The organism is Wenyingzhuangia gracilariae, assembly GCF_056387575.1.
Genome location: NZ_CM150748.1, coordinates 1,533,878 through 1,558,627 on the forward strand (window position 1 = coordinate 1,533,878; position 24,750 = coordinate 1,558,627).

Here is a 24,750-nt window from a genome sequence, read left to right on the forward strand (position 1 = left end):
AAAAACAAAAAATAAATAGATAATACTCAACAAAACAACAACTTTAATAACAAAAGACAATATTATATATATTTATTCTTACACTTATTATATAGTCTTAAGACACGTAATTTCTAAGGATAAAATTGAAGCATTAAACGCAACATATGATTATTTTAATCAACAAAAGTATCTGAATTCAATATCATTTCTTTTTCTAAGAAGGTTGCTTTCATCAAAAAAATTAGGCATAAAAAAAAGCCTCAGTTTTTCAACTGAGGCTTTTTGTAGCGGGAACTGGACTCGAACCAGTGACCTTCGGGTTATGAGCCCGACGAGCTACCTACTGCTCTATCCCGCGATTTGGACTGCAAATATAGGATATATAAGAGATACACACAAGACTTATTGAAAATAAAAAATCTCCTAACTACACATAAACAAATTATTACCTATAACAAGAAAAACAAATCGCAATACATTTCATCTTATAAAAGATTTTTTAATAAAAAAACATGCTTATTTTTAAACTTATAACACAAAAACAAGTCTTACCTTAAAATATTACCAAAACTAGAACTTATGAAAAAACAGCATTTAATTCATCTATACAATCGTGTTGGTTTTGGAATACTACCAAATGATGCTAACAAGCTTAGCAAACTAAACACTAAAGAAAACATCAATCTTCTTTTTAAAAAATCTAAGAAAAAAAATCCTATAATAATTAACACTTCTTCTCTTAAGGAACTCGAAAAAATAAAAGAGAAAAGAAAGCGACAACAAGAAATTCAAAAAGAAAACAGAAAACTACTGTTAGATTTAAACACCGAATGGTATCAAAAACTTTACAATTCTGATACTTTATTACGTGACAAAATGAAATTATTTTGGACCAACCATTTTGTTTGCTCAAGTAATTCTGTTACGCAAACCCTAGAATATTTAAATGTTATTGACAAACATGCTTTAGGTAATTTTAAAGATTTTGTAATTGCTATTTCCAAAAACCCCATGATGATTCGTTATTTAAACAATCAACAAAACAGAAAAAAGCACCCAAATGAAAATTACGCTAGAGAACTAATGGAATTGTTTACACTTGGTGTTGGGCATTATACAGAACAAGATATTAAAGAATCTGCCAGAGCTTTTACCGGTTGGTCTTCTAACAAAAACGGATTTGTTTTTAAAGAAAATCAACACGATTTTGATAAAAAAACATTTTTAGGTAAAACTGGTAATTTTGATGGAACAGATATTATCAATATTATTTTAAAACAAGAGCAATGTGCGCTATTTATTTGTGAAAAAATTTATAAAGAATTTGTCAACCCTATTCCAAACCAAAAACACATAGCAAAAATGGCTAAAGTATTTCGAAAAAAATACGATATAGCCGATGTAATGAAATTCACACTAAATTCAAGCTGGTTTTATAACGATGACAATATTAGATCCAAAATTAAATCTCCTGTAGAACTACTAGTAAGTATTCACAACATAATTCCTTACGAGTTTAAGAAAAAACGTTACTTCCAATACCTACAATTTAATCTTGGACAAAAATTATTGTATCCGCCAAACGTAGCTGGCTGGCCAGGCAACAAACAATGGATTGATGCCAACACAATTATGTTAAGATTAAAACTAACCTCTTCTATTGCACAACAAAAACAAATTCAGTTAGAACCAGAATCTGATTTTGAAGAAGATTTTGAAATTATTAATAAACGAAAAAAAAACAAAGCTTATTTTATTTTTACCACTTTAGATTGGAATCTGTTTAACTTAAAAACAGCCAATACTCAAAATATAGACTGGCAAGAAGTTCTTATTGGAAAAGAACTGACCAAAGAAACTCAAGCCATTGTAAACAGTATTAATAACAATCCCACAAAAGATTTTTGCATTGCCTTAATGTCCTTGCCAGAATATCAAATGTGTTAAAACTAAAACATCATGAAAAGAAGAGATTTTATTATTAATAGCTCCTTAGCTAGCGGAATGTTATTTGTTCCTAGTTTTTTACAAGCTTTTGAAAAAATTCCGAAAAACAAACTAGGGCATAAAAAATTAGTGGTTATTCAATTGTCTGGAGGAAACGATGGGTTAAACACCGTTGTGCCCTATTACAATGATATTTATTACAAAAAAAGACCTAGAATATCCATTCCTAAAAATGAAATTTTAAAACTAAATAGCGAATTAGGTTTTCCTGAGTACATGTCTCCTTTCAAAAACTTATACGACAAAGGCTATGTAAGTATTTTAAACAACATAGGATACCCCAACCCCGTAAGGTCTCACTTTAGATCTGCAGACATCTGGCAAACAGCAACCAATGCCGATGAATACAAATCTACCGGGTGGCTAGGTAATTATATTGATGCTTACAAACTAGAATCTCACATGGCTATAGATGTAGACAACAAACTTTCTTTAGCACTAAAAGGAAAAGACAAAAGTGGTATTGCTGCTTTTGACCCTAAACTATTGTATAGAAACTCTAACGATCCTTTCTTTAAAAAAATCATTAACAAACAACATTCAGACGAACATTTAAGCGAAAGTAATTTAGGATATTTATACAAACAAATGATTCAGGCAGAATCTTCCGCTTCATATATTTACGAAACATCAAAAACATACAATTCCAAAACAAAATACAACAGCAACTCGTTTGAAAAACAATTAGCAACGACTGCTAAATTTATCAACTCCCATTTAGAAACCAAAGTATATTATGTTACAATGGGCGGATTTGATACGCACGTAGCTCAACCATACAAACACAAAAGATTGATGACAGTACTCTCTAATGGATTAGAGAATTTTGTAAATGATTTGCAACAAAACGATACCTTTAAAGACACTCTAATTATGGTTTTTTCTGAATTTGGAAGACGTGTAGAAGAAAATGCAGGAATGGGAACCGACCACGGAGCTGCAAATAATTTATTTCTACTCACCGAAAATTTAAAAAAACCTGGAATTTACAACAACACTCCCAACTTAGGCCAGTTAGACAACAACGGAGATGTTAAATATGAAATAGACTTTAGACAAGTATATGCTACTGTTTTAGAAAAATGGTTAGAAGCAGACCCTAAAAAAATACTAGGAAAATCTTTTGAAAATTTAAATTTCATCTAACAAAACAATTAAAGACTAACCACTCGTTAGTCTTTTCTTTTATTTCTCATCATCTATATTTTATTAGATTTAAATTCTCTTTTCTTTTTCTTGTATTTTTTTATTTACTTTTCTCTTTGTTATTGATATCTATCAACTTGTAAAGTCCTTAAAATTTAACGACTTTTGTACCACCATATTTAGCTTGTAAAAGTTAGAAGTATTAATGAATGAAAACAACATCTAAAAAGATTTTAATCAAAATAGGTTCTAATGTCCTTACGCTTTCATCAGGAGCCCCTAATGAAAGTCGTATTCAAAACATTGTAGAACAAGTAGCCTACCTTAAAAAGGATGGACACCAAGTAATCTTAGTATCCTCTGGTGCAGTTGCAGCCGGAAGATCAAAGGTTGAAATCCCCAGTTCTTTAGATGCTGTTAGCAAAAGGCAAGTACTAGCCTCTGTTGGTCAAATTGCATTAATGAATTTGTACAATCAATATTTTGCAAAACACCGTTTAATATGTTCTCAAGTATTAATTACCAAAGAATCTTTTAGCACAAGAGAACACTACTTAAATATGACCAATTGCATAGAAGCTTTGCTAAAATGCAACATTACTCCTATCATTAATGAAAACGATGTGGTGTCTGTAACCGAATTGATGTTTACAGACAATGATGAAATTTCTGGTTTGGTAGCCAGTATGATTCAGGCAGATGAATTGTTAATTTTAAGTAATGTAGATGGTATTTTTACCGATCATCCTACAAACCCAAACGCTAAATTAATTAGGGATTTTGACAATGAAGAAATTGATTTAGAAAACGCTATTAGCGAAGAAAAATCTGAATTTGGTAGAGGAGGAATGCTTACCAAAGTAAACACCGCTATTAAAATTGCTGCTTTGGGTGTAAACGTATCTATTGGTAATGGTACAACCCCCAACATTACTACCAAACTTCTAAAAAGAGAAGCAGGAACGTTTTTTAAAGCTCATTTTGACAAAAACAAAACAGCTGTTAAAAAATGGATTACCAATTCTGGAACTTTTTCTAAAGGAAAAATTTTCATTAACAAAGGTGCCCACAATGCTTTACTTAGCAACCAAGCAAACAGTTTGCTTCCCGTTGGTGTAGAGTCTATTGAAGGTCATTTTAAAAAAGGTGATATTGTTACCATTCTAGACACAGACGGTAACGAAATAGGTTATGGAAAGGCTTCTTATGGTGCAGAGAAAGCCCTTGTGATGCAACAAAAACACAACCAACCCGCATTAGTGCACTATAATTACTTAACTCTAAAGTAACATGGAATTACAATTAAAACAAACATTTCAAAATTCAAGAAATGCTAGTAGAAACCTAATAGAACTATCAAACGATAGCATTGATAAAATTTTGGTAGAAATTGCAGACAAAGCCATTGCAAATACTACTACCATCTTAGAAGCAAATCAAAAAGATTTAGATCGTATGGATAAAAACGATCCTAAATACGATCGTTTGTTATTAAATGCAGAAAGAATAGAAGGAATTGCTGGAGACATTAAAAATGTTTCTAAACTACAAAGCCCTGTAGGCAAAACCATAGAAAATAAAATATTAGAAAACGGATTAGACATTTCAAAAGTAAGAGTACCTATAGGTGTAATTGGTGTTATTTACGAAGCTCGTCCAAATGTATCTTTTGATGTATTTTCTCTGTGCTTTAAAACCAAAAACGCATGTATTCTTAAAGGAGGTTCTGATGCCGAATTTTCTAACATTGCCATTGTTAACATTATCAAAGAAGTACTAGAAGCTCACAACGTTGACACCAATGTTGTTACACTTTTACCTGCCGACAGAAGTGCTACCACAGAAATGTTAAACGCAGTAGAATATGTAGATATTATTATTCCAAGAGGAAGTCAAGGATTAATAAACTATGTAAGAGAAAACGCAAAAGTTCCTGTAATTGAAACTGGAGCTGGTATTGTACATACCTATTTTGACAAAGATGGAGACCTAACTAAAGGAACTGCCATTATTGCCAATGCAAAAACAAGAAGAGTAAGTGTTTGTAATGCTTTAGACTGTTTGTTAATTCACGAATCTCAATTAGACAACCTAAACCAATTGACATCTGAATTAGCTACTAAAAACACCGTTGTTTATGCAGATGAAAAAGCTTTTGAAAATTTAAGCAACTACCCTAAAGAACTGCTTAACAAAGCTGATGACACACATTTTGGTACTGAGTTTTTAGCCAACAAAATGGCTATTAAAACTGTTGCAACTATGGATGAAGCCTTAGACCACATAGCAAAACACAGTTCTAAACATAGTGAAGCCATTATTTCTGAAAACGCAGACACTATTGCCAAATACTTAAATGTAGTTGATGCTGCTGCTGTTTATGCAAATGCCTCTACAGCATATACCGATGGTGCTCAATTTGGATTAGGTGCTGAAATAGGAATTAGTACTCAGAAATTACACGCAAGAGGACCCATGGCCTTAGAAGAAATTACCTCTTACAAATGGGTTGTAAAAGGAAACGGTCAAACACGCTCTTAACATTTGTATATCAACAAATAGTTAATACAACATAAAATCACTATATTTGAATAGTTATCTAATTGATTTATCATTAGGTAACTATTTTTTTAGTTGCAAACCCCTAAAAGCATTATGATTTCTAGTAGAATAATTGATTTTTTTTCTAAAACTCACGAAATACCCCAAACCGAAATAGATATACTAATCAACTTAGTAAAACCAACAACCATCTTAAAAGGTGAATTTTTATACCAAGAAGGTAAAATACCTAAACATGGAGCTTTTGTCTTAGACGGAATTTTAAGAGAATACTATACAGATGCAAAAGGTGTAGATTATATTAGAAGATTTGCCTATCAAAATTGGTGGATGGTAGATTTGTATGAATTACTGCATGAAAAACCAGCACTTTGTAGTGTTCAAGCTATAGAAGATTCAAATCTTTTAACATTTACTAAAAAAGATTGTGAAATTTTAATCAAAAAATGCCCTACAGCAGCTAAAGTTTTACACGAAATATCTGCAGCAGAAAAATACTCATTAGCTAAAAACGAAAAAAAGAAAAGAAGTTTAACAGCCCTAGAAAACTATCAATCTCTTTTAGAAAATCACCCAGGGATAGACAAAAGAATACCTCTTTTTCATATTGCGGCCTATTTAAACATAAAACCAGAATCTTTAAGTAGAATCAGAAAACAAATGAATTTAACTAAAAACTAATTTTTTAATAACATCTAGAATCAATCTAAACAATTGATACTTGAAATTTAATTACTATTTAGTAACTTTGCCCTGCTTTCTATGAAAAAGTATTACTAAACCCCTAAATAAAATGTAATGCTTGTTAAAATTATTGATTATTACAAGAAAAGAAATGTCTCTATACCCCAAGAAGAAGTAGACATTTTAGCAAAATTAATAACTCCTCTTACCTTTAAAAAGAGAGAGTTTCTTTTTCGCAAAAAAGACACAAAAACCTCTGCATATTATATTGTAAAAGGTTGTGTTAGAATATTCATCACCGACAAAAACAACAAAGAATACAACCGATTTTTTGCTTTTGACGATTGGTGGGTGGGTGAATACCATCAAATTATCAACCGTTTACCATCTACAATTTCTGCCCAAGCATTGGAAAAAACAGAAGTTATAGCCATTAGCCAAGATGCATTTGAGGTTATATTTACTCAGTGTCCTGTGTTTACAAAATCTACTTTAAATTTTTACCTAGCTAGCTATGCTAAATTATTGGAAAGAGAAGAGATTAAAAAAACAATGACTATTGAAGAACTGTATGTAGATTTACTAGAAAACAAACCTATGATATTAGACAGGGTACCATTGTATCACATTGCTAGTTATCTAGGGGTCAAACCAGAATCTTTAAGTAGAGTAAAGAAAAAATTTAAAGAATAAAACTCTTTAAATTTCTCTTTGGTTTTAGAACCATCCTTTTTACGTATCTTTGCACAAAATTTTCATTTTATGAATAGTATTGTAGCCATTGTAGGTAGACCCAATGTAGGTAAATCAACGTTGTTTAATAGATTAATTCAACGTAGAGAAGCCATTGTTGATGATGTAAGTGGAGTTACAAGAGACCGCCATTATGGTAAAAGTGATTGGAATGGAAAAGAATTTTCTTTAATAGATACCGGTGGGTATGTAGAAGGTTCTGATGATATTTTTGAAGGAGAAATTAGAAAACAAGTAAAATTAGCACTAGAAGAGTGTGATATTATTGTTTTTGTAGTAGATGTAACTACAGGAGTTACTCCTTTAGATGAAGCTGTTGCCAACCTATTAAGAAAAAGTAAAAAACCTATATTTTTGGCCATTAATAAGGTAGACAACGCAATGCGCGATGCCGACTCTTATGAGTTTTATAATTTAGGTTTAGGAGAGTTCTACACAATATCTTCAATTAATGGAGGTGGTACTGGTGAACTTTTAGATGCACTGGTAAAAGAAATGCCAGAAAAAACCGAAGAAGAAATTAATCCTCAAGATGAACTACCAAAATTTGCTGTTGTAGGTAGACCTAACGCCGGTAAATCATCATTTATAAATGCTTTAACAGGAAAAGACAGAAACATTGTTACAGATATTGCAGGAACCACTAGAGATACTATAGACACTGTATACAATAAATTTGGTTTTGATTTCAAGTTAGTTGATACTGCTGGAATCCGAAAAAAATCAAAAGTAAAAGAAGATATTGAATTTTACTCTGTAATGAGAGCTGTAAGAGCTATAGAACATTGTGATGTAGCCATTCTTATGATTGATGCTACTCGTGGTTTTGAAGGACAAGATCAAAACATTTTTTGGTTGGCACAAAAAAACCGTAAAGGGATTGTAATTCTAGTAAACAAGTGGGATCTATTAGACAAAGAGACCAACACCATGAAAAAATGCGAAGAAATGATTCGCAAAGAAATAGCTCCTTTTACAGATGTACCTATTGTATTTACATCTACCATTACCAAACAGCGTTTATTAAAAGCTCTAGAAACAGCCGTAGACGTTCATAAAAACAGAACCCACAAAATACCTACTAGTAAGTTAAACGAAACAATGCTAGAAGTTATTCAAAACTATCCTCCACCTGCTGTAAAAGGAAAATATATTAAAGTTAAGTATTGCATGCAATTGCCAACCCCTACACCACAATTTGCATTTTTTGCCAATTTGCCACAATACATTAGAGATCCTTACAAACGTTTTTTAGAAAATAAAATGAGAGAAATCTACAACTTTAAAGGAGTTCCCATTACAATTTATTTCAGACAAAAGTAACATCTGTTAGGTACACATAGTCTTTCCGACCAAATATTTGTATCTTCACTATAAGATTATACAAAAGAGTATGTACATTTTAAAAAGTCCAATAAAAGATAAAGAATTACCGATTCGAATACATATAAGTTTTGAAAAAATTTATATGCATTTAGAAGATATTTCTAACAATCCGGATGATATTTTCTACGATTCGGCTTCTAAGCTTTTAAAAGAAATGAATCAATACCCATTGTTAAGAGATGGGTTTACCGATTTTTCTTTATTACATACCTATGAAGAGCAAATTCAGAAATTGCTATCTATTTTATTCCCTGACTTACTTCAGAGTAATGAAATAAAGGCTGCTTCTATTCCTTTTGAAATGACCTCTTTTATGCTTTCTAAAAGATTTAGAAACATAATAGACAATGCAGGTGATGATTATGTTTTTGATGTCAGAAACTTTGACAATCAGAACATGTACATTATGACTTGTTTGTACATTTTGTCTTATACTTACAATTACCATATAGATTTTAAACGTCCTTTTTTTTACGACATTCCAGATAAAAAAACAAAAACAGTTAAAAGCTATAGAGCATTGTACAATGCTGATTTTGCATCTATTATAAAAACAGATGCTGCTCCAGAAATTACCGAAGAAGATATTAAAATCTTGTTGAGTAATTTTGAAAATATTGATGTTTGGAAAGAAAAATTCCCTCCAAACTCATACATTTTCAAAGGGTTTGGAATGATTAATCTTTTTGATGTTACACAAGATGAAATTATTTCTAAGATCAAGAACACATTCATCAAAAGAAACATCAACAGCTTAAACAAGCTAGAGAAACAAATTAGACTAATGTTTAATTTGCCAAATCTTAAATTGGGAATTTCTATCTACAACAAAAAAGGAGAAAGTCATGCCAATTTTATAAGACACAACCAAGAACATAGCTTAATTGCAAAAGATATCTGTTCAGATCCAAAAAACCATTTTTGTAACGGAATTGTAGATAGAGTATTTAACACATCATTAACAACCACCATTGCAGACCTTGAAACTTACAAGGACAAAATGGGAGAGAATGAATTTTACAAAACCGTTAGAGGAAACAAACTACAAAGTATTATTTTAGTTCCTATAGAGTTAAGCAACTCTTTTATGGCTATTTTAGAATTAGGTTCTCCTGCTAAGTATGAATTAAACTCTATAAACGCATCCAAACTTAAAGATATACTACCTGTTTTAAGCATTACCGTAGAGCGCGCTATAGACGAGCAACAAAACCTATTAGAGTCTATCATACAAGAAAACTATACAACTATACACCCAAGTGTTAAATGGAAGTTTTACAACGCTGCTGATGAGTTTATATCTCCTTCTGAAAACAGCAGCTCTAAGCTAAAAAACATTTCTTTTAAAAAGGTATATCCATTGTATGGACAATGTGATGTAAAAGGCTCTTCTGATGCACGTAACAACGCTATTCAAGAAGACCTGTCTACACAAATAAAAAGCACTATTGAATTATTTGATAAGATATATGCCAAAGAGCCTTTAATGGTCTACAAAGAAATTATATACCGATTACAGAACACTGTAAACTCTATTGTTGATGGCATAAAGACAACCGATGAATTGTTGATTACCGATTTGCTTAAAAAGGATATTTATCCAATACTAGAGCACATCAAACAAACCAAGCCTGAGTTTAAATCATTAATTGTTTCTTATGAGAGCGAAATAGATCCTAATCTAAATATTGTTTACAAAAAACGAAGAGCTTACGAAGATTTTATTACCCACTTAAACTCTAGTTTGGCTAAGTATTTAGATTTAGCTCAAAAAGAAGCGCAAGCATTTTACCCTCATTACTTTGAACGTTTTAAAACAGACGGACTTGATTACAACATGTACATAGGAGAAAGTATTACAAATACTAAAAAATTTCATCCTATTTACATTCAAAACCTTAGACTTTGGCAATTGCAACAACAGTGTGAACTAGAGTATATTGCTAGAGATGTAGACATAGAACACCCCGAAATTAGTCTGCAAGTTACCTCTTTAATCTTAGTACATTCTTTACCGTTAGACATTAAGTTTAGAATGGATGAGAAAAAATTTGATGTAGACGGTGCTTACAATATGCGCTATGAAATCATCAAGAAAAGAATCGATAAATCTTACATTAAAGGAACTACAGAAAGGTTAACACAACCCGGAAAAATAGCAATTGTGTATACACACGAGCATGATTTGGATGAGTACCTTAGATATATTGATTACTTAAAACAACAAGAATATTTTGTTGGTGAAACAGAATTTTTAGACATAGAAGACTTACAAGGTGTTTCTGGGTTGAAAGCTATTAGAGTGGTCATTAATTTTAACAAAGCAAGCAGAGACGAAATTTCTTTTCAAAAATTAATGGAAATCACTAAAATTATTAGCGATTAAACTCCCAATTCTAAATTAAAGAATGCTATTCCAAATGCAATAACAGAACTTATAATTCCTGCCATAAAAATAGTATAGGTTATTCTTAGTAATTTATATTTTCTAGCTAAAACAATCCCTAAAAAATACAAGTCTTTATTTAAAGATTTGTACAAGTATTCTTTGTCTTCCATTAAAGTAAAAATTCCTTTATCAAAAACCTCTAAAGGCATTTTGTAGAAGTTTCCAAAAAACAATAAGTTTACCTTTTTATCATCTATATCTTTCTGCGTAAAGGTTCCAGATGTTACCTTAGGTCTAGTAGATAAAATTGCAAATATCATAGAAATCACTGCGGTTACAAGAAATATTAACGTAGGTATAATTAAATAATGATTGTCTGCCTTATCTAACTTTGGAAACAAATTAGACAAAGCTAAAGACAAAATAATAGCATTTACACTTAATAAAATATTGGCTTTTGTATCTGCAATATCACTTAACTTTATATGATTACGTAACGTAACCCTATACATGGTTTCTATGGTTTTATCTGCTTTATTGGTACCGCTTTTTTCTTTAGACAACGACTTTATTTTTTTCTTTTCTCGCTTAATAGCAGCATCATCTTCTTTTTGTATTGCGTTTTTTAGCTTTTTTTCGTTTGCTGCTAAGTTTACAGCTTTCATAGCACTCCAATTTCTAAAAGCAAAATTGGTGTAAAATTTATGAGCTCTTAAAAACTCAGAATTGCATTGATACCACTCAACATCTGTCATGGTTTTCCCCTCCAACAGCTCCCATTCTGCTCTTAGCAACTTGCTGCTATCTTCAAAAGCAGTGGTAGCTACATGGAACAAATCGGCATCACAAATAATTTTTTCTATGTTGTTTTTAGGATTTTGTGGCATTTGCGTTGCTTTAATACAGGCAACAACTTTATCAATACCTTCATCGTAAAACTTATGGTCTTTTAAAAAAGAAATAGCTTCTTTAATACTTTCTTCTTCATGGTTGTTCCCTCCTTTGGTATAACCAACATCATGAAACCAAGCAGCTATTAAAACACACTCACAGTCTTGTTCAGATACCTTTTCTTCTTTTATTAAAGTTTTAACAGCATCTACCACATCTTGAGTATGTGTTATACTGTGGTAAATAGTACCCGCAGGCAAATTATGTTTTAAATAATTAACAACATATAATTCTGCAGATTCTACGATCGATGAGTTCATACTTTATAACACTGTTTTTACCAAATTTATTAAAAATAAGTTTATTTTAGTTTATCATTACATCAAATTAAAAAAATGAAATTCATTTCCCTCAAAAATAGCCTTTTATTTTTCTTATTCTTAACGCTAACCAACTGTGCCACTTACAAAAAGCAACTATCAAAGCAGTTTAAAAATTGGGAGAAAACAAACATTAATTTACAAGAATATAGTACTATTTATTTAATAGGTGATGCAGGTAATAGCGCTAATGGAAACAAAACCTTACAGAATTTAAAAGCTGAATTGGAAAAAGAAACAAAAAACAGTGCTGTTCTTTTTTTAGGAGATAATGTGTACCCTAAAGGTATTTCTAACAAAAAAAATCTAGACCAAGTTAACCGATTAAAAGCTCAGTTAGACATTTTAAAAAACTACCAAGGAAAAGCTATTTTTATTCCAGGAAATCATGATTGGTATTATGGTTTAGACGGATTAAAAGAACAAGAAAAATTAGTAGAAAAAGCTTTAGGAAAAAATACTTTTTTACCAGAAAATGGTTGCCCGCTAGAAGTTGTTCATCTAAACAAACAGGTAGATGTTATTGTTATAGATTCCCAATGGTATATAACTAATTGGAATTTACATCCTGAAATGAATGACAAATGTGATGAAATAAAAACAAGACAAAAGTTTTTTGTGGAACTAGAAGGACTTATCAATAAAAGTCAGGCAAAGGTTACCTTACTTGCCATACACCACCCAATGGTTACAAGAGGAACCCATGGAGGACAATCGTCTGTACAACAAAACATATTCCCTATTAACAACAAAATACCGTTACCCGGATTAGGTACACTTGCACAAACAATTAGAAAAACAAGTGGTTTAAATCCACAAGATATACAGGCTTCCAGATACAAAGAACTTGTACAAAGAGTGAGTACATTGGCCAAAGAACACGATCGTTTAATTTTTGTTTCTGGACACGATCATAACCTTCAGTATTTATTTAAAAACGGAATTCCTCAAATTATTAGTGGTTCTGGTTCCAAAACATCACCTACTTATTTAGGTAAAAACAAAGGTTTTACATATGGTAAAAACGGATATGTAAAATTAAGTATTGCTAAAAACAAACAAGTAATTGCCACCTTTAAAAGCCATAATCAAACCGTCTTTAAAATAGAAGTTTTTCCAAAAGACCAACCTAAAAACCAAAAAAACTATTCGCTACAAAACACTCCTGCCTACGTTAAATCTTTTATTTACAATAAAAACCAAACAAACAAAAGCAAAGCTTATAAGCTTATATGGGGAAATCATTACAGAAACGAATACAGCCAATTGGTAAATGCTAAAACCGTTCTTTTAGACACACTTTATGGTGGATTAACTTTGGTTAAAAAAGGAGGAGGGCACCAATCTAAATCTTTACGCTTGGTAAACCCTGAGGGAAAACAATATGTAATGCGTGCCTTAAAAAAGAGTGCTGTTCGTTTTTTACAAACTGTTGCTTTTCAGAACGATTACATCGCTGAAGATATGGAAAACACGTATACAGAAGATCTTTTGTATGATTTTTACACATCTGCACACCCCTATACTCCTTTTATTATTGGAGATTTATCTGATCCTATTGGAGTGTACCACACCAATCCTAAATTATTTTATGTACCCAAACAAAACGCCATTCGTCCTTTTGACAATGAATTTGGTGATGCTTTGTACATGATTGAAGAAAGACCCGAAGACGGTCACGTAGATCTAGAATCTTTTGGTAAGCCTGATGATATTATTAGTACCGATGATTTATTTGCTGAATTACGTGAAACTAAAAATCATAAACTAGACGAAAAAAACTATGTAACGGCTCGTTTGTTTGATATGATTATAGGAGATTGGGACAGACATGTAGACCAATGGAGATGGGCAGTTTTTAAAGATGGAAAACAAAAAACATTTAGACCAATTCCAAGAGATAGAGATCAGGCTTTTTCTAATTATGATGGTTTTTTACTTAGTACTTTAACAACCATTGTAGATCCTATCAAACTAATGCAAACCTATAAAAAAGACATTAGAAATTTGTTTAAATTTAACGATGAACCTTATCCTATAGATGTTTCATTACTACAAGAAAGCAACTATACTTTATGGAACCAACAAGCTACTTTTATTAAAAACAACCTAACCAACAAGGTGATTGATGATGCTTTTAAAAAACTTCCTGCTTCCGTACAAAACAAAAATGTAGAAGCAATTAAATCTGTCTTAAAATACCGTAGAGATCATGTAAATCAAATAGCATCAGAATACAGAAAAATTCTAGAAAAATTTGCCATTGTTAAAGGAACCGATAAAGATGAATGGTTTGATATTACAGCTGATGAAAACAAAACAACCATTAGCGTATACAATTTAAAAGATGGCGAAAAAGAAGACCTTCATTTTACCAGAAGCTTTAACAATAAAAACACCAAAGAAATTTGGATCTATGGTTTAGATGATGATGATGAATTTCATGCCAAAAACGTATCTAAACACAGTCCCAAAATCCGATTGATTGGTGGACAAAACAATGACATTTATGACATAGAAAATGCAAAAAACATAATTGTTCATGATTTTAGAACTAAAAAAAATACGTTTAACGGAAAGGTTAAAAAACACCTAACAGATCAATACTCTAAAAACATTTATCAGTTTAGAAAAGTAAAAGACAACACACAAACCCTATTACCCTTAGTAGCCTACAACCCCGATGATGGAATAAATTTTGGAGCTAGTTTAACCTTAGCTCACTACGGATTTAACCAACAACCCTTTACCAACAAACACAATTTAGCTGTAAAATATTTTGGAGCTACTGCTGGTTTTGACATCAATCACTCTAGCGAATTTGCTACTTATTTAAAAAACTGGAATGTGTTCTTAAAAACACGTTTTACCAGCTCTAACTTTAGCAATAACTTTTTTGGATTTGGAAACAACACAATAAACATTGATGATAACAAAGGACTAAACTACAACAGAGTAAAAACAGAAATTAAAAAATTTGAACCTGGTTTTGTATGGAACAATTTAAAAGGAAGTAGTTTTAATTTTAGCATACCTTTTAAAATTTACGAAATAGAAGAAACAACCAATAGGTTTATTAACACACAGGCTATTAACTTTGATGAACAAAACTTTTTAGGAGTAAATACCTATTTTAAATTCCAAAATTACGATAGTACTGCCTTACCATCATTAGGATTTTATTTTGATGTAAACACTGGTTGGGACTATAATCTGTCTAAAGAATCTTCTTTGTTATTTATAAAATCAAGCATGGGAATTGTTCACCCATTATCCTCTAATAAAAAATGGGTGTTTAGTAGTAAAATAAGATCCCATTTTAATTTAGGAAACGAATATCAATTGTACCAAGCTGCTTTTATAGGTGGTAATAACGGATTAAGAGGTTTTAGAAACGAACGTTTTGCTGGTAAAAGAGCTTATTCTCAAAACACAGATATTAGATACACTATAAACAAAGTAAGAACAGCTATACTACCTGTTACCTATGGAGTTTCTGCAGGATATGATTACGGTAGAGTTTGGTTGCCTTCAGAAGTTTCAGATCGTTGGCACAATACCTATGGTGGTAGTTTTTGGTTAAGTATGCCTGGTATTACCAAAGTTAACTTTAACTTGTTTAATAGCAAAGAAGGTGCTCGGTTTACTTTTGGTGTAGGAGTAAATTGGTAATACGTTTAGTAAAACACACTCTAACAGATATTAGTAATTTTTAAAAACTTGACTCTAAGAATTAAGTCTGCCTTTTGGTCAGATATTTTATTGTTGATTGTATAATCCTGTTACTTTGTTAAAATTAATGTGTTTGTTTATTTCATAAAAATAATCCAACTGCCATTTTTGAGTTTGTTCTGCTTGTTTATTTTTTGCAATATCCCATGTAGGATACACCCTAAACCCTCGTTTGCCATCTTTGTTTTTTGTAGAAATAATTCCTTTTTTAACAAGTACATTTTTTGGAAAAACAAACTGTCCAAATTTATGTTCTGTTCTTGTATTTATTACATAATAATCAATTAGATCATTCTCATTATAAGGTTCTGTTTTTCCATTTTTATTACGTTTCCAACACACCACGAATTGTCCTGTTTTTTTGGGTGTTATTTTGGCATTTCTACACAAAACATTCAATCCATTTAACTTAAAACTACAAGCGTTATATTCTTTACTTTCGGATTCTGTTTTAAAATCTAAAATTTCAAATGAGCATTTATCATAAACCTCCATTTTAATTTGATGTAGATATTTGTCCATGTAATTATGTTTTATTTTAATTCTTTGCGCATCCTTTCATCCATTTTGCACAATACCAAATCAATGCATCAACCATTACATCTTACATCTTTTAACATTAATTGTAAAGATGTATACCCATTCCAATTGTTTTCCTCTAAAGTAAAAGCAGCTTCAAATGTTTCTGAATGTTGAAGCTCTTCTAATTTGTTCCCCATTCCAAAACCTATTGCATTATAAGTTTTATCATCGGCACCATATACTATATTTAAACGCAAATGTTCTGGCAAGTCATTTTCGTTTTCTACTTTACCAATTCGTTTTCCGTAACCGTTATCTCTTAAACCTGTAGCTTTAAAAACAGGTTTCATATTGGCTGGACCAAAAGGAGCAAATTGTGATAATATTCTATAAAACTTAGGTGTCAAATCCATCAAATCAACTTCAGCATCAACAACAATTTCAGGGGTTGTTAACTCTTTTGGCAATGTTTCTTTTACTACGTTTTCAAAAGCCTGTTTAAACGCTGGGTAATTTTCTGGTAACAGTGTTAGTCCTGCTGCATATTTATGTCCTCCAAATTGCTCTATGTGTTTTGTACAAGCTTCTAGAGCATTGTACACATCAAACCCTTTTACAGAACGAGCAGAGGCTGCTAATTTGTTTCCACTTTTGGTAAACACCAAAGTGGGCTTGTAGTAGGTTTCTATGAGCCTTGAAGCCACAATACCAATAACACCTTTATGCCAAGTTTCACAAAAAACAACATTCGTGCTGTTTTGCTCTTCATTATTTTCTCTAATTTGTTGTAAAGCTTCATCGGTTATTTTTTTATCTAATTCTTTTCTATCTGCGTTGTATTGATCTATTTCTTTGGCAAATTTTTTGGCCAAAGTTTCATCTTTTTCAGTTAGTAGTTCTACAGCATGAATGCCTTGTTTTATTCTTCCTGCTGCATTAATTCTTGGAGCTATTATAAAAACAACATCTGTAATTGTTAATGCCGTTTTTTGCACTTGCTCTAAAATAGCTTTGATACCGGGCCTTGGATTGGAATTGATAATTTTTAAACCATGATAGGCCAAAATTCTATTTTCTCCATCCATAGGAACAATATCTGCTGCAATACTAACAGCCAACAAATCTAAATATGGAATTAATGTTTCAAACGGTTGTTCTTGTATTTGTGCAATCGCCTGAATCAACTTAAACCCTACTCCACACCCCGACAATTCATCGTAAGGATAATGACAATCTTTTTGTTTAGGATCTAAAACAGCAACTGCATCGGGAACCGTATTTCCTGGTCTGTGGTGATCACAAATAATAAAATCTATATTTTTTTCTTTTGCATAGGCTACTTTATCAATGGCTTTAATTCCACAGTCTAAAGCAATAATTAAAGAAATGTTGTTGTCTTCTGCAAAATCTATTCCTTGATAAGAAATTCCGTATCCTTCTGCATATCTATCAGGAATGTAAGTAACCACATTAGGATACAAGCTTAGCAGATAGGTAGACATTAAAGCTACGGCAGTAGTTCCGTCAACATCATAATCTCCGTAGACCATAATATTTTCTTCTTGCTCTATAGCTTTAAAAATCCGATTTACAGCTTGCTCCATTCCTTTCATAAAAAAAGGATTGTGCAATTCTTGTAAACTAGGTCTAAAAAAACTTTTTGCTTGGTTAAAAGTCTCTATGCCTCTTTGCACCAACAACTGAGCAAGAACTTTATCAATTCCTAAGTCTTTAGATAGAGAGTTTACCGTTTCGGAATTGGGTAAGGGTTTAGAAATCCAACGCATTGCACTTAATAAAGGTTTGTTTGTAAATGCTAATTTAAAACATAACAATGCATTTTAGCTACACAAATAGGTTTCTTATTTTACTCTGGTAATGGTTAAACCATCTCTTATGGGTAATAGAACGGTTTCTACTCTTGAATCTTCGTTTATTTTTTTATTGTAGCTAACCAAAGCTTTTGTGTCTATATCTTTAGCATTTACCTCTTGTACTACTTTACCACTCCACAAAACGTTGTCTGATAAAATAACTCCTCCCGAATTCATTTTATCAATAATCAAATCAAAATAATTGGCATAGTTTGCTTTGTCTGCATCTATAAAAACCAAATCAAATTTTTCATCAATGTTTGGAATAATATCAATAGCATTTCCTACATATTGATGTATTTTTTGTCCCCAAGGAGAGGCATCAAAGTACTTGCGTTGCAAATCATACAGTTCTTCATTTCTATCTATGGTATGTAAACTACCTGTAGTTTGCATTCCTTCACACATACAAAGTGCAGAATATCCTGTATAGGTTCCTATTTCTAAAATATTTTTTGGCTGAATTAGCTTGGCAAGCATAGAAAGTATTCTTCCTTGAAACGTACCACTTAACATACGCGGATTTAATACTGTTTGCCAAGTTTCAGTATTTAAATCTTGTAACAATTCTGGTTCTTGTTGCGAGTGTTCTGTTACATAAGTATCTATTTCTTCTGGTAAAAAATGCATGCTACTTTTCTTTTTCTAATTCCTTCATTTTTTGTTTCCACGTTTGTTTATCCTCATCAGATAAACAACACTTATGTTTTTCTTGATATTTTTTGGCCAAAGCACACATATCAGACAACTCAGTATTTTGTTTGCTAAATGTTCTACACATTTTACAATATACAAAGTGTAAGTTCAATTTTATTTTATCCCAAAAGCTAGCCTCACCGTACTGTGCTTTTGTGCATATAGCCGTAGCCTCTTTACATGTAATTTTAATTTTTCCCATGGCCGTCCTTACTTTTTAAACCAATTATCTTCCATACATTTTCTTAGTTGAGTTCTGGCTCTATGGATGATAACCCAAAGATTAGACGAGGTTATATCCAACTCATTACAAATATCTTCAGTATCAAAACCTTGTATTGTTTTCATTTCAAAAACCATTCTATATTTTTCTGGCAACTTTTGTATGCATTCTTGTAAAGCAGCTCCTAACTCTTCTGATTCCATTTCTGCATCAGCACCTCCACTCCACTCTTGTGGGACCCTTTCCTCAATCCAATCACCTTCTCGTTCACCATCGCTATAAAAATTCATACGAACTTCTGCTTTTCCTTTTTTAGAATTTGATTTTCGGTAATGGTCTATAATTTTCCTTTTTAAGATAGAAATCAACCAAGTTCTTTCACTTGCTTTTCCCTCAAAATTCTTCATAGACTTTAAACCTGCAAAAAACGTTTCTTGCACTAAGTCTTTGGCTTTTTCAGCATCACTTACCCTAGCTATCGTATAGTTAAATAAATAGTCAGCATAAGAATCTATCCATTTATCTGGATCTAGCGTATGTATTTTAATTTCTTCGGACATGTTCCTCTCTAGGTTTTACGTGATAAAGATATGGTTTTTCTCAACAAATGTGCCATATTAAACTTTAGATTCTAAAGATACTAATCTATAATTAATGATTCTATTTTCTTAAAAAAACAGTAATTTTACACACTAAATTTTTTAGATTCTACAAAACATGTCTACAGTAAAAAAAGAATACAAAAGAGTTACCACTAACACTTTAATTAAAATGAAAAGCAATGGAGAAAAAATCTCTATGCTTACAGCTTATGATTTTACCATGGCTAAAATTATAGACAATGCTGGGGTTGATGTAATTTTAGTAGGCGATTCTGCTTCTAACGTAATGGCCGGACATGAAACTACCTTGCCAATTACTTTGGATCAAATGATTTACCACGCAAGCAGTGTGGTTAGGGCTTCTAAAAGAAGCTTGGTTGTGGTAGACATTCCTTTTGGTAGTTACCAATCGGACTCTAAAGAAGCTTTACGTTCTGCTATTAGAATTATGAAAGAATCTGGAGCTCACGCAGTAAAAGTAGAAGGTGGAGTGGAAATAGAAAATGCTTTGTCTAGAATTATACAAGCAGGTATACCTGTTATGGGACATTTAGGACTTACACCACAATCTATCTATCAATTTGGTACGTATACTGTAAGAGCTAAAGAAGAGCAAGAAGCCGAAAAATTAATTGCCGATGCTAAATTTTTAGAATCTAAAGGTTGTTTTGCTTTGGTATTAGAAAAAATACCTGCAAAACTAGCTCAAAAAGTAGCTGCTAATCTATCTATTCCTGTTATTGGAATTGGTGCTGGTGCTGCTGTTGATGGACAAGTATTGGTAACACACGATATGTTAGGAATGACTCATGAATTTCATCCAAGATTTTTACGTAGGTATTTAAATTTGTATGATGATATGAGCAACGCTGTAGAACAATACACAAAAGATGTAAAAGCAGTTGACTTTCCTAGCGAAAAGGAACAATACTAATTTTTTGCTTTTACTTTTTTTAAAACACACTTATGAAACTATTTTTTAAAATACTTCTGATTCACACCTTATTGTTAACCTCTTGTAAAGAACAAAACAGAACCTCAACTAAAATAGTTTCAGATACCATTACAAAACAAAAAGAGGTTTTATTAAAAAATCAATCTTTAGAAAACACAGTACCCCCTGCTAAAGAGCATTATATCTGTTACAATGCAGATAAGCATAAAAACCTAAAAATCTGGATCAGGTTTCGCAATAACAAAGCTATTAGCGTAAAATACAAAGGATCAAAAACAGCTATTAGTCTTAACTACCTTAAAGAAGAGTTTCTAAAAGGAGGAGCACATCCTACTATAATTACTCATTACAACGAATTATATAACGGTAAAATAAACGGACAATATATTTTAACACATTCTGGAGTATGGGATTATGTAAAATATATTAGAGAAAAAGATCATAAAGAATTTAATTTTACAATTGATCACAACTCAAACAATTACAGCAGTAAACCTTGCTTTTAAAAAATAAAACCGTCCGCACTATTTAATTATGAAAATACTTCACATAGATTCCAATCACCCTGTATTACAAGAAGATTTATCTTTATTTGGTTGTGAAAATCACGAAGATTACACCTCTTCAAAATCAGAAATAGAAGCCAAAATCTCTACTTATGATGGAATTGTAATTCGCAGTCGTTTTAAAATTGACAAAACATTTATAGATGCTGCTCATAATTTAAAATTTATTGCACGTGTAGGTGCAGGTTTAGAAAGTATTGATTGTGATTATGCTACCAGCAAAGGCATTCAACTAATTGCAGCTCCAGAAGGAAACAAAAATGCTGTAGGAGAACATGCACTTGGAATGATTTTAAGTTTGTTTAACAATTTAAAACAAGCCGATTTACAAATTAGACAAGGCCAATGGCTTAGAGAAGCCAACAGAGGTATAGAATTAGAAGGAAAAACCGTTGGATTGATTGGCTACGGAAACATGGGAAAAGCATTTGCTAAAAAGTTAAAAGGTTTTGACTGCCATGTAATTTGTTACGATTTAAAAGAAAATGTAGGTGATGAAAATTGTACTCAAGTTAGTCTTGCAGAACTACAAGCGCAAACAGATGTTTTAAGTCTTCATACTCCGCACAACGAGCAATCTTTTAAAATGGTAGATGCTAATTTTATCAACGGATTTCAAAAGCCTTTTTATATTGTTAACACCGCAAGAGGGACTGCTATTGTTACCAACGATTTAGTAGATGCTTTAAAATCTAAAAAAATATTAGGTGCATGTTTGGATGTTTTAGAATACGAAAAATTATCTTTCGAAAATCTTTTTGAAAACAATCAATTGCCCACTGCTTTTGAATACTTAATACAAGCAGACAATGTTTTATTATCCCCACACATTGCTGGTTGGACAATAGAATCTAAATTTAAATTAGCAAAAACCATTACGCAAAAGATACATCTACATTTTTTTAATTAAAGAATTGTAATGTTTACTTTTATGCTTAGACAACTTTAGCATGAAACAAATAATAGAACAACTACAAAACATCAAACAAAACACCGATTTAAACTACAGTGTAAAAACAAGTGTAGAAGATTTTACTCAGAAAATTTTTAGCGTGTTATTTGATGACAGTATAGATCTAGCCAATGGGTTTAATGAATTAGAAATTTTATTTAAAAAAGCAGCTAAAATATCATGCGCTTCTACACAAGAAGTATGCGACAAAGCTTGGATTGTTTTTGCAGAAAAACTTCCTGCTATATTAAAAGATTTAAACAAAGATGCTGCATATTTTATGGATTCTGACCCTGCTGCCCGAAGGGTTGAAGAAATATACTTTGCTTATCCTGGTTTTTATGCCATTGCTATTCACCGTTTAAGTCACGAAATTTACAAGGAAAAACTCTATCTTTTTGCTAGACTGATGAGTGAATATGCACACCGTTTAACAGGAACAGATATTCACCCTGGAGCCACCATACACGCTCCTGTGTTTATAGACCATGCCACTGGAATTGTAATAGGAGAAACTTGTTTAATAGAACCCAACGTAAAAATATACCAAGGAGTTACTTTAGGAGCTTTAAGCGTTAGTAAAAACAAACAAGACACCAAAAGACACCCTACCGTAAAAAGCAATGTATGCATTTATGCCAACGCAACTATTTTAGGGGGAGAAACTGTGGTGGGAGAAAACTCAATTATTGGAGGAAACGTTTGGGTAACCAAATCTGTTCCTAGCAATTCTGTAGTATACAATACCATAGAAGCCAATATAAAATCTAGATAATTAATGAAAAAAAGGCAGATATTTCTTTTCGCACTGTTTTTATGCAGTTGTATTCACTATTCCTTTTCTCAAAAATCGTTAGAAAGTGTTGTTGCAGAACAATCTATGAAAGATGATTTTAGACATACTTGGCAAGGAATTACACACTTTTACACAGCTCCTTTTCAATGGAAAAAGAAACAGCTTATACAAACCGGATTGGTTTTTGGTACCTATGCTGCTCTTACTTTTGTTGATGAAGATATCAATCCTGTTTTTAGAGATTTAAGACCTCACATTCCCAATCCTATTCGAGAATTTGGAGATTGGTTTGGAGGACCTATCAACGCAGTAGTTTTCTCTGGTGGATTGTATTCTTATGGTCATTTTACTAAAAAGGCTAAAGTAAAAAAAACAGGGATTTTGCTAATGTCCTCTATTGCAGCTGCTGGTTTTTTACAAACTACTATTAAAACAATGGTAGGTAGAGCCAGACCTTCTGCTGGTGTAGGCTCTAGAGCTTATAAACCCTTTAGTCCACTTGCAGCTTATCATTCTTTCCCATCCGGACATTCTGTAGTAGCTACTGTATTTGCACATAGTATTGCTAGACAAGTAGACAATCCTTGGGGAAAAGCAGGAATTTATGCCGTTGGTGCTATTACACCAATTTCTAGATTGTGGGACGGTGCTCATTGGTTTTCTGACGTAGCATTGGGAACTTTTATTGGTTTTATTACTGTAGACAGTTTGGATAGATATTTAACTAAAATTTATGAAGGTGAAGCCCCAGAAAAAAAGCTAAGCAATACTTGGAAACTAGATGCTGGCTTAACCAATTTTAAACTTAGCTATACCTTTAATTAATTATGAAAAAAATAATCATTCTATTTCTCTTGTGTTTTACGCAAGCATCTTTTGGTCAAGAACAAGAAACAGAAACGGTACTAACAACCGTTAAAAACGATGTAAAACATACATTAAAAGGAATTGGTCACTTTTACACCTCTCCTTTAAGATGGGATCAACAAGATCTTATTGGAGCAGGAGCTGTATTAGGTGGGTTTGCTGCTCTTACTTTTTTTGACACCTATGGAGCCAAACTAGCTAAAAGACATGAACCACACATTCCAAGTGCCATTAAAAAATTTGGTGATGGTTTTGGAGGACATGTAAATGCTTTTGCTTTTTCTGGAGGAATTTACGCTACCGGATTAATTACCAAAAACAAAAAAATTAGAAAAACAGGAGCTCTTATGTTTACATCTGTTTTAGCTGCAGGATCTTTACAAACTTTTGTAAAAGTTATTGCAGGAAGAGCTAGGCCAAGAGTAGGAAATCACAACACTTTAGATCCCTTTACCTTAGACAAACAATATCATGCATTTCCTTCGGGGCACTCAATTGTATCTATGGTTTTTGTCCACTCCATTGCCAGACAAATAGACAATACTTGGATTAAAGTAGGATTGTATTCTGCTGGAGCAATTGTGCCTATATCTAGAGTTTGGGCAGAATCTCATTGGGTTTCTGATGTTGCCTTGGGAACTGCTATAGGTATTTTAACGGTAAACTACTTAGACAATTATTTAACTGAGATTTATGAAGGTAAAAAAGAAAAAAAACTAACTCAGTTTTGGAAATTAAGACCTGGAATGGGATCTTTAAATCTTAGTTACACTTTTAATTAAAAA

21 protein-coding genes and 1 tRNA gene are annotated in these 24,750 nt (G+C 31.9%); 15 read left to right on the top strand and 7 right to left on the bottom strand.

Annotated features, from left to right (window positions below; translation table 11 throughout):
- Positions 1–267: 267 nt before the first annotated feature.
- A tRNA-Met gene (locus tag ACY2IJ_RS06670) sits at positions 268–340 on the bottom strand.
- A gap of 221 nt (positions 341–561) precedes the next feature.
- Here ACY2IJ_RS06670 and ACY2IJ_RS06675 point away from each other — a divergent pair.
- The 8 genes from ACY2IJ_RS06675 (at position 562) to ACY2IJ_RS06710 (ending at position 10,906) form a co-directional block, all read left to right on the top strand.
- Entirely contained in the window at positions 562–1,929 is a 1,368-nt protein-coding gene (locus ACY2IJ_RS06675) for a DUF1800 domain-containing protein (RefSeq protein WP_476726372.1), read from the top strand.
- A 12-nt stretch (positions 1,930–1,941) separates the two neighbouring features.
- Entirely contained in the window at positions 1,942–3,135 is a 1,194-nt protein-coding gene (locus ACY2IJ_RS06680; RefSeq protein WP_476726373.1) for a DUF1501 domain-containing protein, read from the top strand.
- 209 nt (positions 3,136–3,344) lie between these two features.
- Positions 3,345–4,424: a glutamate 5-kinase gene (gene proB, locus ACY2IJ_RS06685; RefSeq protein ID WP_476726374.1), complete on the top strand. Its 1,080-nt coding sequence runs from the start codon at positions 3,345–3,347 to the stop codon at positions 4,422–4,424.
- A 1-nt stretch (position 4,425) separates the two neighbouring features.
- Positions 4,426–5,676: a glutamate-5-semialdehyde dehydrogenase gene (locus ACY2IJ_RS06690; RefSeq protein WP_476726375.1), complete on the top strand. Its 1,251-nt coding sequence runs from the start codon at positions 4,426–4,428 to the stop codon at positions 5,674–5,676.
- 114 nt (positions 5,677–5,790) lie between these two features.
- A complete protein-coding gene (locus tag ACY2IJ_RS06695) occupies positions 5,791–6,378 on the top strand; it encodes a Crp/Fnr family transcriptional regulator (RefSeq protein WP_476726376.1) in 588 nt (195 codons plus the stop codon).
- Positions 6,379–6,495: 117 nt separating this feature from the next.
- Positions 6,496–7,074: a Crp/Fnr family transcriptional regulator gene (locus ACY2IJ_RS06700; protein ID WP_476726377.1), complete on the top strand. Its 579-nt coding sequence runs from the start codon at positions 6,496–6,498 to the stop codon at positions 7,072–7,074.
- 69 nt (positions 7,075–7,143) lie between these two features.
- On the top strand, positions 7,144–8,457 hold the full coding sequence (gene der, locus ACY2IJ_RS06705) for a ribosome biogenesis GTPase Der (protein WP_476726378.1): 1,314 nt from the start codon (positions 7,144–7,146) through the stop codon (positions 8,455–8,457).
- A 145-nt stretch (positions 8,458–8,602) separates the two neighbouring features.
- Entirely contained in the window at positions 8,603–10,906 is a 2,304-nt protein-coding gene (locus ACY2IJ_RS06710; protein WP_476726379.1) for a GAF domain-containing protein, read from the top strand.
- Here the strand turns inward: ACY2IJ_RS06710 and ACY2IJ_RS06715 are convergent.
- Positions 10,903–12,120 carry a Pycsar system effector family protein gene (locus ACY2IJ_RS06715; protein ID WP_476726380.1) on the bottom strand — a complete coding sequence of 406 codons (1,218 nt, stop codon included), beginning with the start codon at positions 12,118–12,120 and terminating at the stop codon, positions 10,903–10,905. The genes ACY2IJ_RS06710 and ACY2IJ_RS06715 overlap by 4 nt on opposite strands.
- A gap of 75 nt (positions 12,121–12,195) precedes the next feature.
- Here ACY2IJ_RS06715 and ACY2IJ_RS06720 point away from each other — a divergent pair, with 75 nt between their 5' ends.
- Positions 12,196–15,852, top strand: coding sequence for a metallophosphoesterase (locus ACY2IJ_RS06720; RefSeq protein WP_476726381.1), 3,657 nt, complete (start codon positions 12,196–12,198; stop codon positions 15,850–15,852).
- An 87-nt stretch (positions 15,853–15,939) separates the two neighbouring features.
- Here the strand turns inward: ACY2IJ_RS06720 and ACY2IJ_RS06725 are convergent, their stop codons facing one another.
- The 5 genes from ACY2IJ_RS06725 to ACY2IJ_RS06745 form a co-directional block, all read right to left on the bottom strand.
- Positions 15,940–16,434, bottom strand: coding sequence for a MepB family protein (locus ACY2IJ_RS06725; RefSeq protein ID WP_476726382.1), 495 nt, complete (start codon positions 16,432–16,434; stop codon positions 15,940–15,942).
- 68 nt (positions 16,435–16,502) lie between these two features.
- Positions 16,503–18,221: a single-stranded-DNA-specific exonuclease RecJ gene (recJ, locus tag ACY2IJ_RS06730; protein ID WP_476726383.1), complete on the bottom strand. Its 1,719-nt coding sequence runs from the start codon at positions 18,219–18,221 to the stop codon at positions 16,503–16,505.
- A 75-nt stretch (positions 18,222–18,296) separates the two neighbouring features.
- Complete coding sequence (locus tag ACY2IJ_RS06735) at positions 18,297–18,938, bottom strand: O-methyltransferase (protein ID WP_476726384.1); 642 nt, start codon at positions 18,936–18,938, stop codon at positions 18,297–18,299.
- 1 nt (position 18,939) lies between these two features.
- On the bottom strand, positions 18,940–19,206 hold the full coding sequence (locus ACY2IJ_RS06740; RefSeq protein ID WP_476726385.1) for an anti-sigma factor family protein: 267 nt from the start codon (positions 19,204–19,206) through the stop codon (positions 18,940–18,942).
- Positions 19,207–19,214: 8 nt separating this feature from the next.
- Positions 19,215–19,787: a sigma-70 family RNA polymerase sigma factor gene (locus ACY2IJ_RS06745; RefSeq protein WP_476726386.1), complete on the bottom strand. Its 573-nt coding sequence runs from the start codon at positions 19,785–19,787 to the stop codon at positions 19,215–19,217.
- Between the two features lie 157 nt (positions 19,788–19,944).
- On the opposite strand from ACY2IJ_RS06745, the gene panB reads away from it, so the two are divergent.
- Genes panB through ACY2IJ_RS06775 form a run of 6 tightly spaced genes read left to right on the top strand, consistent with a single transcriptional unit; the run spans position 19,945 to position 24,747 of the window.
- Positions 19,945–20,763 carry a 3-methyl-2-oxobutanoate hydroxymethyltransferase gene (panB, locus tag ACY2IJ_RS06750; protein ID WP_476726387.1) on the top strand — a complete coding sequence of 273 codons (819 nt, stop codon included), beginning with the start codon at positions 19,945–19,947 and terminating at the stop codon, positions 20,761–20,763.
- Between the two features lie 32 nt (positions 20,764–20,795).
- Positions 20,796–21,290 (top strand): hypothetical protein, encoded by a 495-nt coding sequence (locus ACY2IJ_RS06755; protein ID WP_476726388.1) that lies wholly within the window; start codon positions 20,796–20,798, stop codon positions 21,288–21,290.
- A 28-nt stretch (positions 21,291–21,318) separates the two neighbouring features.
- Entirely contained in the window at positions 21,319–22,260 is a 942-nt protein-coding gene (locus ACY2IJ_RS06760) for a 2-hydroxyacid dehydrogenase (RefSeq protein ID WP_476726389.1), read from the top strand.
- A 40-nt stretch (positions 22,261–22,300) separates the two neighbouring features.
- The gene (gene epsC, locus ACY2IJ_RS06765; RefSeq protein ID WP_476726390.1) at positions 22,301–23,077 is read left to right on the top strand and encodes a serine O-acetyltransferase EpsC; all 777 of its coding nucleotides are present in this window, start codon (positions 22,301–22,303) and stop codon (positions 23,075–23,077) included.
- A 3-nt stretch (positions 23,078–23,080) separates the two neighbouring features.
- On the top strand, positions 23,081–23,923 hold the full coding sequence (locus tag ACY2IJ_RS06770) for a phosphatase PAP2 family protein (protein WP_476726391.1): 843 nt from the start codon (positions 23,081–23,083) through the stop codon (positions 23,921–23,923).
- 2 nt (positions 23,924–23,925) lie between these two features.
- Entirely contained in the window at positions 23,926–24,747 is an 822-nt protein-coding gene (locus ACY2IJ_RS06775; protein WP_476726392.1) for a phosphatase PAP2 family protein, read from the top strand.
- The last annotated feature ends 3 nt before the right edge of the window (positions 24,748–24,750 follow it).

Bases quoted from the DNA above. Each gene is read 5' to 3' on its own strand.
- ACY2IJ_RS06675 (WP_476726372.1), top strand. From the start codon at position 562: ATGAAAAAACAGCATTTAATTCATCTATACAATCGTGTTGGTTTTGGA.
- ACY2IJ_RS06680 (WP_476726373.1), top strand. From the start codon at position 1,942: ATGAAAAGAAGAGATTTTATTATTAATAGCTCCTTAGCTAGCGGAATG.
- proB (WP_476726374.1), top strand. From the start codon at position 3,345: ATGAAAACAACATCTAAAAAGATTTTAATCAAAATAGGTTCTAATGTC.
- ACY2IJ_RS06690 (WP_476726375.1), top strand. From the start codon at position 4,426: ATGGAATTACAATTAAAACAAACATTTCAAAATTCAAGAAATGCTAGT.
- ACY2IJ_RS06695 (WP_476726376.1), top strand. From the start codon at position 5,791: ATGATTTCTAGTAGAATAATTGATTTTTTTTCTAAAACTCACGAAATA.
- ACY2IJ_RS06700 (WP_476726377.1), top strand. From the start codon at position 6,496: ATGCTTGTTAAAATTATTGATTATTACAAGAAAAGAAATGTCTCTATA.
- der (WP_476726378.1), top strand. From the start codon at position 7,144: ATGAATAGTATTGTAGCCATTGTAGGTAGACCCAATGTAGGTAAATCA.
- ACY2IJ_RS06710 (WP_476726379.1), top strand. From the start codon at position 8,603: ATGCATTTAGAAGATATTTCTAACAATCCGGATGATATTTTCTACGAT.
- ACY2IJ_RS06715 (WP_476726380.1), bottom strand. From the start codon at position 12,120: ATGAACTCATCGATCGTAGAATCTGCAGAATTATATGTTGTTAATTAT.
- ACY2IJ_RS06720 (WP_476726381.1), top strand. From the start codon at position 12,196: ATGAAATTCATTTCCCTCAAAAATAGCCTTTTATTTTTCTTATTCTTA.
- ACY2IJ_RS06725 (WP_476726382.1), bottom strand. From the start codon at position 16,434: ATGGACAAATATCTACATCAAATTAAAATGGAGGTTTATGATAAATGC.
- recJ (WP_476726383.1), bottom strand. From the start codon at position 18,221: ATGCGTTGGATTTCTAAACCCTTACCCAATTCCGAAACGGTAAACTCT.
- ACY2IJ_RS06735 (WP_476726384.1), bottom strand. From the start codon at position 18,938: ATGCATTTTTTACCAGAAGAAATAGATACTTATGTAACAGAACACTCG.
- ACY2IJ_RS06740 (WP_476726385.1), bottom strand. From the start codon at position 19,206: ATGGGAAAAATTAAAATTACATGTAAAGAGGCTACGGCTATATGCACA.
- ACY2IJ_RS06745 (WP_476726386.1), bottom strand. From the start codon at position 19,787: ATGTCCGAAGAAATTAAAATACATACGCTAGATCCAGATAAATGGATA.
- panB (WP_476726387.1), top strand. From the start codon at position 19,945: ATGTCTACAGTAAAAAAAGAATACAAAAGAGTTACCACTAACACTTTA.
- ACY2IJ_RS06755 (WP_476726388.1), top strand. From the start codon at position 20,796: ATGAAACTATTTTTTAAAATACTTCTGATTCACACCTTATTGTTAACC.
- ACY2IJ_RS06760 (WP_476726389.1), top strand. From the start codon at position 21,319: ATGAAAATACTTCACATAGATTCCAATCACCCTGTATTACAAGAAGAT.
- epsC (WP_476726390.1), top strand. From the start codon at position 22,301: ATGAAACAAATAATAGAACAACTACAAAACATCAAACAAAACACCGAT.
- ACY2IJ_RS06770 (WP_476726391.1), top strand. From the start codon at position 23,081: ATGAAAAAAAGGCAGATATTTCTTTTCGCACTGTTTTTATGCAGTTGT.
- ACY2IJ_RS06775 (WP_476726392.1), top strand. From the start codon at position 23,926: ATGAAAAAAATAATCATTCTATTTCTCTTGTGTTTTACGCAAGCATCT.